11 protein-coding genes are annotated in these 12,525 nt (G+C 46.4%); 3 read left to right on the top strand and 8 right to left on the bottom strand.

Going from position 1 to position 12,525, the window contains the following annotated elements; translation table 11 throughout:
- Positions 1-139: 139 nt before the first annotated feature.
- Positions 140-1,867, bottom strand: coding sequence for an AIPR family protein (locus ACMVP2_RS08055; protein ID WP_416867334.1), 1,728 nt, complete (start codon positions 1,865-1,867; stop codon positions 140-142).
- A gap of 298 nt (positions 1,868-2,165) precedes the next feature.
- Here ACMVP2_RS08055 and ACMVP2_RS08050 point away from each other — a divergent pair, with 298 nt between their 5' ends.
- Positions 2,166-3,344, top strand: a complete 1,179-nt coding sequence (locus tag ACMVP2_RS08050) for an alpha/beta fold hydrolase (RefSeq protein WP_416867333.1) — start codon at positions 2,166-2,168, stop codon at positions 3,342-3,344.
- Positions 3,345-3,405: 61 nt separating this feature from the next.
- On the opposite strand, the gene ACMVP2_RS08045 is transcribed toward ACMVP2_RS08050, so the two are convergent.
- From ACMVP2_RS08045 to ACMVP2_RS08015, 7 genes are all read right to left on the bottom strand, one after another.
- On the bottom strand, positions 3,406-4,038 hold the full coding sequence (locus ACMVP2_RS08045) for an alpha/beta hydrolase (RefSeq protein WP_416867332.1): 633 nt from the start codon (positions 4,036-4,038) through the stop codon (positions 3,406-3,408).
- 84 nt (positions 4,039-4,122) lie between these two features.
- A complete protein-coding gene (locus ACMVP2_RS08040) occupies positions 4,123-4,719 on the bottom strand; it encodes a mobile mystery protein B (protein WP_416867331.1) in 597 nt (198 codons plus the stop codon).
- Positions 4,710-5,168 (bottom strand): mobile mystery protein A, encoded by a 459-nt coding sequence (locus tag ACMVP2_RS08035; protein WP_416867330.1) that lies wholly within the window; start codon positions 5,166-5,168, stop codon positions 4,710-4,712. The genes ACMVP2_RS08040 and ACMVP2_RS08035 overlap by 10 nt, the downstream gene beginning before the upstream one ends.
- A gap of 175 nt (positions 5,169-5,343) precedes the next feature.
- Complete coding sequence (locus ACMVP2_RS08030; protein WP_416867329.1) at positions 5,344-6,093, bottom strand: Type 1 glutamine amidotransferase-like domain-containing protein; 750 nt, start codon at positions 6,091-6,093, stop codon at positions 5,344-5,346.
- A gap of 92 nt (positions 6,094-6,185) precedes the next feature.
- The gene (locus tag ACMVP2_RS08025; RefSeq protein ID WP_416867328.1) at positions 6,186-6,521 is read right to left on the bottom strand and encodes a type II toxin-antitoxin system PemK/MazF family toxin; all 336 of its coding nucleotides are present in this window, start codon (positions 6,519-6,521) and stop codon (positions 6,186-6,188) included.
- Positions 6,514-6,744, bottom strand: coding sequence for a hypothetical protein (locus ACMVP2_RS08020; protein ID WP_416867327.1), 231 nt, complete (start codon positions 6,742-6,744; stop codon positions 6,514-6,516). Before ACMVP2_RS08020 ends, ACMVP2_RS08025 begins: the two co-directional genes overlap by 8 nt.
- A 137-nt stretch (positions 6,745-6,881) precedes the next feature.
- The gene (locus ACMVP2_RS08015) at positions 6,882-8,474 is read right to left on the bottom strand and encodes an amidohydrolase (protein ID WP_416867326.1); all 1,593 of its coding nucleotides are present in this window, start codon (positions 8,472-8,474) and stop codon (positions 6,882-6,884) included.
- Positions 8,475-8,674: 200 nt separating this feature from the next.
- Between ACMVP2_RS08015 and ACMVP2_RS08010 the strand changes: the two genes are divergently transcribed.
- Entirely contained in the window at positions 8,675-9,604 is a 930-nt protein-coding gene (locus tag ACMVP2_RS08010) for a glutamate--tRNA ligase family protein (protein ID WP_416867325.1), read from the top strand.
- Between the two features lie 473 nt (positions 9,605-10,077).
- Positions 10,078-12,462, top strand: a complete 2,385-nt coding sequence (locus ACMVP2_RS08005) for an ABC transporter permease (protein ID WP_416867324.1) — start codon at positions 10,078-10,080, stop codon at positions 12,460-12,462.
- Positions 12,463-12,525 lie beyond the last annotated feature (63 nt).

Below are 12,525 nucleotides of genomic sequence, written 5' to 3'. Positions count from 1 at the left end.
TGGATTTGCCCAGTCACCACAGAGGAGATGCAAAGCAGGATGAATGATAAATAATGTTTCCTTTGGATTCTCAATTTGTGGACAATAATTGCTGCTGCCGATCAGATTGACAGCTTCAGAGGAGGCACTATGCCTAATGCTAACTTTTGCCGAATAGAGGCAAAGTCTTCCCAGGAAGCAATATACCCTCCTCTTCAAATATCTTGTCTCTTAAGGAGTTCACCATCTGAGCGTTTTTAAACAAGGTAGGTGGAAATTTGAACTTGAACATTTGATGAAATTTCTCGATTACTTTTCCTCTGTACTTGGTTGTGAGCATTTTTATTATTTCTTCGACTGACTCATCAACTTTTTCGTTTGGGTTATTAATCAATTTTTTGTCGATCTCCTGGAGGATAAAATGGGCGATCACATAATTTCCATGAATCTGAATTAGTGTATCAAATTCACTAAAGCCCCACATTCCCTCTTTTAGTTCCTTCTCTATAATTCTGAAAAGTTTGACAACCTTAATGAGTTTTTGAGCGGTTAGCCCATCATAAAAAAGGTATTTATATGGAGGATTTTTAGTTTCAGTCCACAGAGTGCTTATTTCTCTCTTTGCCAAAGTTGCAAGGTCAATATCATGGTAGAAACAAGCGAGCGAGATTGTAGCTTCTTCAAGATAGAAGTTTTTATCGTTTGGATTTGGTGTATTGTCATCCCTTTTATAATGATAGTTGATTCCATCGAGGAGACACTCTGTTTTCAATCTCTGTTGATTTGGATCTAGAGAAACGAAATCCTTTTTCTCGATTTTATTCTGAGTATTGGTTGCAACAGTTACCTTTTTATCAAAATCCTCTGGGCAGTTTTCTAGGGAAATTATCCTGACAAATACACTAGCCTTCCCTACCTGATCTTTATTTCTCCTGTAAGCCTCGTATATGCTTCCAACAGTTTGAGCACCGTTTACTATAGTTATGTCTTCGCAAGAGAAATGCCCGGCCACCCTATCGGCTCCACCAAAAGGAGTTTTCACAATTCTTTTTGCCAGGATCGTAATTCCATTGTTGAGGTAAAAGAAGTTTTCTGGATCCTTAGTGATAGAGTTTACTATTTGGATGTTTATTTCACTTTCTCCCATGAAACCTCTGATATTTTGAGAAAATAGGCGAGTTTTATTTTGATCAAATACTTCAGCTAAAAACGTACAATTTACCTGTCCATATATTGATTTGACCGGCTCATCTTGCTTACCCCATTGATAGAGGTCAAAATCTAGATTTATGGGACTTCCCTCGATTCCAAGGGTCAGAGCTCTGTGACAATCTCTGATATTAAATGGCTCAAAAAATATCACATCGTTTGCGTCGTTCAGCTCTTCAAAGTACTCGTTTATCATTTTTTGACATTCGTCAGATATCTTAGTGCCAGTGAAGGATAACAAGACCTTGATCTTGACAGAGCTGTTCAAAAAGGCTTTCACAATAGTGTCTTTTTTTGCCTTTATTTTCCCATTGAAGGCGTCAAAGTTGAAGGACAAAATATCCTTTATTCCTTGCAAAAGCTTTAGTATATCACCTTTGTCCGGCCCACCAGTCGCAGATTTTATCCATTTTGATTGAACTATGTAGAAGGTGTTGTTTTCGGAATCGGAGTAGATACCATCAATGCCGTTGTCACCGAATGCATCGGTTACTGAATCATTTAATTTTTCATAAGTAAGGCCCGTCAACGATTTTAGGGTGAATAATGTCAATGAACGAGACAATCGAATATTATCCTTTATGTCTTCTTTAAATTTTGTCAAGTCCGAAGAATCTATGTGCTGAAATACATTTTTCTCCAGCTCACCTCTGATATGATTTAAATGTAGTATGCTCATTTCACAAAATTGTTGCCTTTAGAATATCGCATATTTGCATTGTTTATTTTTTTCTTGAAAGGGGTAAATGATCTTTAGAAGAGTTAGTACAGCATGTAATATAATCAAATTGAGGAGCCAAGTTGCTTTTCATGAAGTTCGAATATCTAACAAGTGCATATTAAATGCTGAAAATTTGTTTGAGGACTTAAGAATTGACACCGCATCTCTTCAATAGTTCACATCGTTATCAGAATGATAAGTCACGGTAATCCACCTACTTTGTTCGTATATTTCACTATCATTCCTACTCTGTTCAATGAGAGAGATAATTGTTTTATATGTATTGGGACTGCTTTTGTGTCAACCCACCTTGGCCCAAAACTACGACGAGTCAAAAGCAGGTACCTACACCCTCCCTCCGCTGCTCGTCGACAGCAACGGCAAACCAGTAAAGAACAGAAGCCAATGGGAAGCGTCGAGAAGGGCAGAGGTACTCCAATTATTTGAGGACAATGTGTACGGCACGATGCCGAAAGTATTCGACAGTGTTTCTTTCAAGGTTGTGAACGATCAGCCCGGTGTGATGCAAGGGACGGCGCACCTGAAGCAAACCGATGTGACCATTTACAACAACGGACAGCAGGCCACCATCCATGTGGTGCTGTTTACGCCCCAGCAGGCGAAAAAGGCAGTAGCTACTTTTCTGCTCATCAATAACCGAAGTCCGAAAAACACTTTAGCCTCACGAGATACCATCATGGGTTTCTGGCCTGCTGAGCAGGTGATTGCGGCGGGTTATGGCATTGCCGCTTTCCATGTTAGCGATGCAGCACCGGATGACAAAGACACTTACCAGGATGGCTTGCTGCGGCTTTTTCCTGACGAGCTCACCAGAGACAACGGCATGAAAACCATAGGCGCCTGGGCGTTTGGTGCCAGTCGGGTGCTGGATTATTTCGAAAAAGAAGAGTTGGTAGACCACAAAAAGGTGATTGTGGTGGGCCATTCCCGTGGAGGAAAAGCCTCGCTTTGGGCAGCCGCACAGGACCAGCGCTTTGCCATGTGCGTTACCAACTGCTCAGGCAACACAGGGGCGGCCTTGTCAAAACGGAATTTTGGGGAAACTGTGGAGGTCATCAATACCGCATTTCCGCATTGGTTCAACACCAACTATAAAAAGTACAATGGCAATGAAGCGGCGCTTTCTGTCGATCAGCACATGCTGATTGCACTGGCTGCGCCACGGCCCGTGTATGCCACCAATGCCACGGAAGACCTCTGGGCCGATCCCACGGGCACCTACCTCGCAATGCGAAGCGCAGAGCCGGTGTTCAATCTGTACAGTCCCCAGTCGAACCTGCCTGGTACACCACCAAAGCCGGACAGCCCCATCATTGCCTGGCCGTTGTCGTACCACAACCGCACAGGCATTCATGACCTTACTTTTTACGATTGGGCACAGTTTGTCCTGTTTACGGATAAGTATTTGAAGTGAGGCAGGGTGATATCGCCGTTCTGGTGGGGTGTCTTCACCCACCAGCGCATCGTCGGTTATACTATTGGTAATCTTCTCTGGCCCATTTCACCGCAGGCTCAAACCACTCCTTCATCAGCGGGAAGAGAAAGCCGTGCTCTTTGCCGGTGTTGAGTTCGATGTTTTTGAAGTGCACAATCTGGCAGGTGGATTTCTCTATTCTGCCAGCAAGAGACACTGACCCACGGTCGGATTTTTCGTTGATCGCCAGGATATTGCCACACAAGTCAATGTCAGGAATTTGCTCCACCAGCCCCTCAAAAGAGCTGCCGATGAAAACAAAATTCAGCTGCTCGTTTCGTGCGTAGGTCGAAACATACTGCGCAATAATTCCGCCTTTGGATGTTCCAACGACAGTGATTTTGCCTGGCTCGACACCCATTTGAAGCAAACTGTCGATCTGTGACTTCACTTTGCGGGCATAAGTCTTCTCGTCGGTATTGGCTTTCCTTTTTTCGCTGATCACCGTAAACCCTTCCTTTTTGAAAGCGTTCACAATCTCCCGGTACTCGGCCCTGCCGTATTTGGGATGACCTTCATTAAGCTCATGATCTTCTATCCACTTGTTGTGCAGAAAAAACAGGTAGCGTTCGTCGTTGGCAGCGCACGAAAGCAACGAGGAGCAAAAAATAACCCCGATAAGTGTAAATTTCATACCGACTCATTTAGAAGAGACCGAATATAGCACTTCGGGCTATAATGACAATTACTCCAAAATCACCTTCTGCCGCTTTGGTTCTTATGACCGGACAAACCTTAAGAGTTCATCGAGCCGACCTTTGTCAGCCTCTTTTAATGCAAGCAAATATTCTTTCCTGGTGTCGCTTAGCTTGGCAAGATCACCAGCTCCCCAGGTAAATACGGGTTGCTTATATATTTTGTCAATAATTACGTCTGCCATTAATCGACTGTGTCGACCATTACCATTTGGAAAACAATGGATGCTGACAAGTCGATGTTTAAACCGTATGGCCGTCTCATCCGGCGAATAGGTTTCGTTTTTAATCCAATAGGCTGCATCATCACAAAGTGCCTTTAGAGCAGTGGGAATTTGCCATTTGTCTATTCCAATATTTTTATCTGTCCTTCTAAATTCACCTGCCCAGCTCCATACATTTTTATACATCCGCCGGTGCAGGCCTCGTATAAACGACTCAGTTAAAATTGTTTCAGGCTTGAAAGAACGCCCCAGCGTCCACTGAATGGCGTCTTCAATGTTTTGCTGCTCGAATTCATCCAATTCATCCCGTGTTGTTATCGTTTCTATCAAAAGCCCCTCCCTCTCCTCCTCATCCAGTGGAGTCTGACCATTGATATACTCAAAGTCTAATCCCATAACATTTTTGGCATTTCACTTTTCAGCGCAGATGTCCTTTCCGATATGGCCGTCCTTAACCTTGACTCTGAATTTTCCTGAGCTTCCAGTTTCATGGTATTGGAAGTTCGGCGCACAATTTTCGTAGCGAGTTCTCTGGCCTTTCTTTCAACCAGCGCATCCAGTGAGCCATCCTTTGGCACAAAACCATAAACCAAGTCCATATCCAGGGCATTAGCCGCTTCACGCAATGACTTGATGGTGATGCTCCCGTTTTTCTCCCTATTCTCTATTTCAAGGACGCTCTGCCTGGTTATGGAGAGTTTGGTAGCCAATTGCTGTAGCGAAATACCTAAGGCTAGTCGAACCGCTTTTATCCAACCTGTTGGGGGAATAGGTGTGCTTTTGATGCTCGAATATACCTTTAGTTTTCTTTCAAGTTGATCTAACTGTAGACTTCTAGCTCTCATTGTGTAAGGGTATAGACTGACTTTTATAATGTAAAAGTAAGGCTATACTTTTACAAAATCAAAAAAATTGTCAGCTAATAACCTGACAAAAAGATTGCGCCTGGTTATATCAAAGTACTAAGCGTGGGAATAGCTTGACTAACCACGAGATTTTTTGGAGCGAGATATGACTGGCTCACTCCAAAATCACCTTTTCCAGCTTTTCCTCCACTACTTTGCCATCTTTCATCGACACGAAGTAGCAATTGGCTTCGGGTTTCGTGGCCACCACTTTGAATGGTTTACCGTTTTTGAAAATAATGCCTGAGTAGTTGTCCATGGCATAGCCAGCTTTGAAGATGCCATCTTCGATATTTTTCATGTACAGCGGGCGGCGAAATTCTTCGGCGTCATAATGCGGGCTATGGCTATAAGGAAGGAATCCAAGACCTTCCACAACCGTCAGCTCGATGGGGCGGGAGTCGGTGGTGCCATTGTCGAACCAGCAGAGGGAGCCAGCACTGCCGCCAGCCAGGATAATGCCTTTCTCCAGCGCCTTTTTGAGGACAACGTCGATGCCTTGTGCCTTCCAGATAGCCATCATGTTGAGGGTATTCCCGCCGCCAACATAGATGGCATCTACATTGAGCAGCACCTCTTCAAAAGTCTGCTTCTGGTTGTAAGAGCTGATCCACACCTTTTGCACGGACGGCGCTACCGACAGGTCATGCACCAACTCGTAAAAGCGGATAATTCCTTGTTCGCTATCGCCAGAGGCAGTAGGCAGGTAGCAAATCTTCGGGCGCTCCTTGCCGGTGAGCTTGATAATTTCTTTGATGAACAATTTGTTTTGGCCTCCGCCAAATGGGAAGATGTACTGGTCTTGGGCAAGAGAGATGCCTGTTGCAGATAGAATGACGAGGCTGAGGAGGATTAGTTTTTTCATAGGTTGGTTTTGGTTTGGCATAAAAGACAATGTAACCAGCCTGTGGAATTTGAACAAGTGCTTTTCCATGACCTGCCCAAGTGATCACTTTTCTAGTGACCGTTACTCTCCGACAACTTACCGATTAGCTCTCTTGCCTTGTCTTTGTCCCTCCTATGAATTTCCCCCATTTTCAATTCGACCATGTCTTTGGTCAGCGTAGCTATTTTATGGATCCGTGCTATAGACGGGAGTTTTAGACCTGCATTTTCCCAGTTGGTTAAGACAATATCGAAAGAGCTTTGGTATAACCTGCTGGTGATTCGGCAAACGATAATGTCGCCGTCTTCAAAATCGTTGATGACTAGCGCAGGCCTTCTTTTTGATGCAGAATTATCGGTGAAGGGAAATTTCAGGAGGACAACGTCACCAAAACTTAGCCTACTCATCTATTTTGTAGGTATCGTAAATGGCATCAGCCTCATCGTAACCCTGAAGAAACTTTTCAACCACAATTTGCCCTAACACACCTTCATCACGAATGGGCGACTCTTCCAGTAAGATAATTACTCTCGCAGCTCCATCTTCGGACTGAGCAATTTCTTCTTGAAGCTTCGAGGGAATATCGATCTTATTCTTTTTAATCTTGGTTGTGAATTCAAATGCCTTCATACACCATGGTTTTCTCAAATATAACGAATAATGTGTTTTTTAGTGAGGGTGGTGGGCCAGGAGAAAGGGATTTTACTCTTAAAGCAAAAAAAAGGCCACTTCTCAGCAGCCCTTTTTCATTTTATAGTTGTTAGTTCTTACTGCTCACCCTTCACAGTCGGGTATTTGATGCCCAATTGCTCCAGGTAGGTGCCATACTTGCTTTCGTCGTAGTAAAACGGCTTTAGCTGAGGGCGGAACTCATCCTGAATTTCGGTATTCAAATGAGTGGCCGGCTTCTCATCGTCAGCAATCATGGGCTTGTACTCGGTGTCCATCATTTGCACATTGCGGTAGTAGTCCCACGCCTGTGTTACCAGCTCTGGCTTCAGCAGAAAATCCACTAACGTCATGGCTTCGGCTTTGGCACCCGCCACTACTCCTTTGTGGGCGATCGGCGTCGCCATGGCTACGGCATTGGCCCAATGGTGACCGGGCAGCCCGGGGATGTTGGAAGGAAAGCGCATAGTAACTGTTGGCAACTTCCAGCTGATGTCGCCAATATCATCAGAGCCACCGCTCACGAAATTACGTGTCGGTGGTTTCAACGTGTCAAGTGCCGTTGGTAGCCCCTCTTGCTTGGGATTGCCGAGCTCCTTTTGCAGTGCCTTAGCCAAAGTCTGGTCGTCATCACTCCAGGTAGGCAGACCAACCTTTTTGATGTTTTCGTACATGGTTTCTGCGATCACTTTGTTGAAATGGCGGGGCCAGGCACTGCCCAGCACCCTGCGGGTGACTGTGGTGCCTGTCATCATAGCGGCGCCATCGGCAATACGGTTGCCCTTTTCATACATCTCCATGATTTTGGGGTAGGTCACGTTGCGGTAGTAAAACCAGATGGAAGCCTTGGAAGGCACCACATTGGGCTGGTCACCTCCGTCTTTGATTACGTGGTGAGAACGCTGTAGCGGATCGAGGTGCTCCCGCTGGTACTGCCAGCCGATGGAAGTAAGCTCTACGGCATCCAAGGCACTTTTGCCTCTCCAGGGGGCTCCGGCTGCATGGGCGGCCTCTCCCTCAAAAGAGTATTCTACCGAGATCAGGCCGGTGCCTGAAGCCTGTCCGTAGGAGACGCCAAAGTTGTTGCCCACATGAGTAAAGATCGAAATGTCGACATCGTCAAAATAGCCATCACGGGTGTAGAACGCTTTGGTGCCTACCAGCTCTTCAGCCACACCAGGCCAAACGATCAGCGTGCCCGACATCTTTTCCCGCTCCATGATTTCCTTCACTGCCAACACGGCAGCAATGTTGAGCGGTGTGCCTGAGTTATGCCCTTCACCGTGGCCGGGAGCACCTTCCACAATCGGGTCGTGGTAGGCTACGCCGGGTTTTTGCGATGCCTTTGGGATACAGTCAAGGTCGGAGCCGATAGCAATGACTGGCTTGCCATTGCCCCATTTGGCAAACCACGCTGTAGGAATGCCTGAAATGCCTTGCTCGATGGTGAACCCATTTTCCTCAAGAATACCGGTGAGGTATTTCGACGTTTCCACTTCCTGGAAGCCGAGCTCCGAAAAGCTGAACACTTTGTCGACCATTACCTGGGCCAGTTTGGCGTTGGCCTCTACCTTGGCGGCCGCCTCTTTTTTCAGTGCTTCAATTTGTTTGGCACTGTACTTTTTGGCCTGGCCCATCAACAGTGCGGGGGCACACGCCAGCATAAAACAAACAGTAAGAATCCTTTTCATAGTAAACGGTTTAGTGTGAGAAGTCCTAGGAGGGAAGTCTACCCGTGGAGATCAGAGTCACCTTGAGGAGACTTCTCCCGCCTGGTGGCGGTTCGAAGTGACGTTCATTTATTAGATTTTGATTGTCAAATATTCATTGAAGTAATCTGGCTTTTTCGTTTTTACCAGCCGAACTTAGACGAACGGAAAAAACAACGTTTGTGAACCGTTTGCAAAAGTTACAGCTACCAGCGCCCATTACCCGATTTGCACCCACTCCCAGTGGTTTTTTACACGTCGGCAATGTCTATTCCTTTCTGATCACCTGGTTATTGGCTCGAAAAAACAATGGACAAATTTTACTCCGGATCGACGACCTGGATCAGGAAAGGGTGAGGCCGGAGTATGTGGAGAACATTTTTCGCACGCTGGAATGGCTGGGGCTGGATTGGGATTTAGGGCCTTTTTCTGTTGAGCAGTTTGAGAAAGAATACTCGCAGCTGCGGCGGATGGAGGTGTATGAGGCCGCTTTGCAAAAGCTGGAGGAGGCGGGGGCTGTTTTTGGTTGCGACTGCTCCCGAAAGCTGGTGAAAAAACTCATTGAAGAGCATAACTACGAGGGAATATGCCAGCATAAGGGCATTAACCTACATGCCCATAACATTAGTTGGCGATTAAAGACCGACGGCATGGATGAGGTAAAGATGAAGCATTATAGGAAATCATTGACTGCGGAGCAATTGCCCTACTCACAGTCTCACTTTGTAGTGAGAAGGAGGGACGGCATCCCGGCCTATCACCTGGCTTCTGTGATTGACGATGCACACTTTGGGGTGGATACTATTGTGAGAGGAGAAGACCTTTTTGAGAGCTCTGTAGCGCAACTGTATTTGGCTGAAAAGCTGGGGCTGAGCGCTTTTTCTCAGGCTGAATTTTTTCACCACCCTCTGATCCTGGACGGGGGAGTGAAGCTTTCCAAGTCTCAGCGGTCGTCGGCAGTGTTGGATGAGTTTTCGCAGGACAAACCACACCTGCTTAGAAAGCTTGGGGGCTGGTTGGGATTGCCACCGGAAGTGTGCGGGAGTTTGGAGGAGATGCTGAAGCAATTTTCTCACAGGAAGCTGCCTTTTAGCAACGAAACCTTTACCTGACCGTCTTTGCGAGACCTAACATTTTGGCAACCGCACAAATTGAGATGACGTGATTCGAAATGTTAAAAGAATGTGTCAGATTGAGCCTGTCGAAATCCACCCATTCTTTGGAAAGCTTAGTAACACGTCATCGGTAGGAGTAAACTACTGATCATCCATGCCACTAATTTCAATGCGACTAAGCAATCTGTTTATCGGCATTCAACTCGTTTTCTGGCAGACTGCCATGCTCGCATGATGCATTCTGTCAACTCCCCTAGCATGCTTGAAGCAAAAATCCCGACTTTTTTCACCCCAACCAACAGCCGAATTCTCCGTAACCATTCCGTGATTTACCGATCCACAACTTTTAGCAACCCATGCGTTAAAAATCGTTAAATTCCTTACTGCAACAACCAATACTGTTATATTGAAAGACTGAACCTTCTAAAATTCAGTAGATTACAAAAGGACAACTCAAAAAAGGACTAATTATGCTTATTGGAAACTACCTCAAACTTGCTTTCAGGCATCTCCTGAAAAGCAGGGAAACCTCTGTCATTAACCTGGGAGGCCTCATAGTGGGTTTCACCTGTGCATTGCTCATTTTTCTTTTTGCAAAAAACCAGCTCAGCTTCGACGACTGGAACACCCAAAAGGACAACATCTACCGTATGCTGACCATCGATGAAGCGCTGGGCGTCAGCAGCAACCTGGTAGGGATTACCATGCCTGCTATTGGCCCAGCCATGAAGACCGAGCTCAGTCAGGTGAAAGAAACTACCCGCATTAGCTACAGTGGTCGCAACCTGGTAGAGTACAACGATGTGCCGCTTTACACGGAGAACTGCGCCTATGTCGAAAACTCTATTTTCAATGTGTTTGACCTGGAGCTGCTGGCGGGTAACAAAGAAACGGTGCTACTCAATCCTAACACAGCGGTTTTGACAGAAAGCTTTGCCAAAAAGGTGTTTGGGGTAGAAGATCCCATGGGAAAGACCTTCGAGATCGACAATTCAACTAATATGCAGGTGGTGGGCATTGTAAAAGACCTGCCAAGAAACACACACCTGAGGTTCGATGTGTTGGCATCGCTGGTGCCTACTGAGGCGGACAGCTCTACCAGGCAGTTTCTGAGTACCTGGCGGTCGATTGCTATTACCACTTATGCGGTACTTGAGCCTGGTGCCAGCGAGGAAGCTACGGAAGCAGATATGGAAGCGCTGATTCGAAAGAATGATGTGGGTGAGAACTTTTCGGTCACGTTGCAACCCCTCAGCGACGTGCATCTGAGCTCAACAGGAATACTGTTTGACAATTTCAACTTTGAAAAAACCGATCTTAACTATGTGTACACCCTGCTGATGGTGGGCTTGTTTGTCATTCTGATCGCCACTTTCAACTTTATGAACCTCAGCACAGCCCGCTCGGCCAATCGAGCCAAGGAGGTGGGTATGCGCAAAGTATTGGGCGCCTACAAACCGCAGTTAGTGGTTCAGTTTTTAAGTGAAGCCATCCTGCTGTGCACAATCGCCATGCTCGTTTCTCTGCTGGCAGTTGGTCTCTTGTCTAGCTACCTCAATTTTGGTATCCCCGATAATCTGCTGGTTTACCTCCTTTCTGATGCTACCACAATAGTTGGCATTGTAGGTATTACACTGGGCATCGGGGTGCTGGCTGGCTTTTACCCAGCCTTTTTCTTGTCTGGCTTCCAGGCTCTCAAGGTGCTTCGTGGCAACTTTAAAACGGGAAAAAGTGGCGTTTGGCTGAGAAGATCGTTGGTGATTATCCAGTTCACAGCTTCGGTCACTATGATCATCGGAACGGTGGTGGTCGGCAGACAGCTCAACTATATCAAAAGTATCGACAAGGGCTTTTCGGAGGAGCAGATTATTACATTAAGCCTGAGCGACCAGACCGTTCAGCAAAAGGCTGAGGCGATGAAAAATGAGTTGCTACAGCAGAGGGGCGTTTTGTCGGCAGCATACTCTTCCAGTATGCCCGGGCGAGGCTTTGGACGCAGAGGTATCCGGCCGGAGGGAAGCGACCCGGATGACGTGTGGATCGTGAGCGTGATGTCAGTCAATGAGGACTACTTTCCGCTTATGGGCATGGAAATAGTAAAAGGGAGAAATTACTCAAAGGACTTTCCTGCCGACGAGCAGCAGAGCCTGATTATCAACGAAGCAGCAGCGGCAGCTTTGGGCTGGGACGAGCCGGTTGGAAAAAAGATTGGGTATGGGCCAGCTGAGAGAACTGTCGTGGGTGTGGTGAAAAACTTTCACTTTGCCAGTATGCGTCACAAGATTGAGCCCATCATCATTGCCTACAACCCCAATGCGACCTCAACGCTTTCTGTGAAAATTAATGCCACTCAGACCAAAGAAGTGCTGGCGGCTATGGAAAACACATGGAAAACGATGTTGCCAGCCCACCCGTATGAGTATACGTTTTTCGACGAAGAATTTGGTCGCCAGTACGAAAGTGACGAAGAGTTTGCAGGGTTAATTCAGAACTTTACCTGGCTGTCCATCTTTATTGCCTGCCTTGGGCTTTTTGGGCTGTCCACTTTTACCGCAGAGCAAAAAGTGAAGGAGATAGGTATCCGCAAAGTGTTGGGTGCCTCGGTGCAGGGTATTGTGTTTTTGCTGTCGCAGGAGTTTTTAAAGTTGGTGGTGGTTGCCTGCCTGATTGCCGTGCCCATTGCCTGGTACTCCATGGACGGCTGGCTAGACGGCTTTGCTTATAGGATCGAGTTAAAATGGTGGTTCTTCATCGCTGCAACGGGAGCTGCAGTGCTCATTTCAGTGCTGACGGTCAGCTATCAGTCGATCAAGGCAGCTATAAGAAACCCGGCTGGGTCACTGCGAACTGAGTAAGAGATTGCCGAATGATTTAAAGAAAGGATATCACGCAGAGACGTTTGGAGAAGAGAGAATTCT

Origin of the sequence: Imperialibacter sp. (assembly GCF_048007035.1) — a bacterium.
In the GTDB taxonomy this organism is placed as follows: Bacteria; Bacteroidota; Bacteroidia; order Cytophagales; family Cyclobacteriaceae; genus Imperialibacter.
Note: the sequence above shows the minus strand (reverse complement) of the source record. Positions and strands in the feature narration are given on the sequence as shown.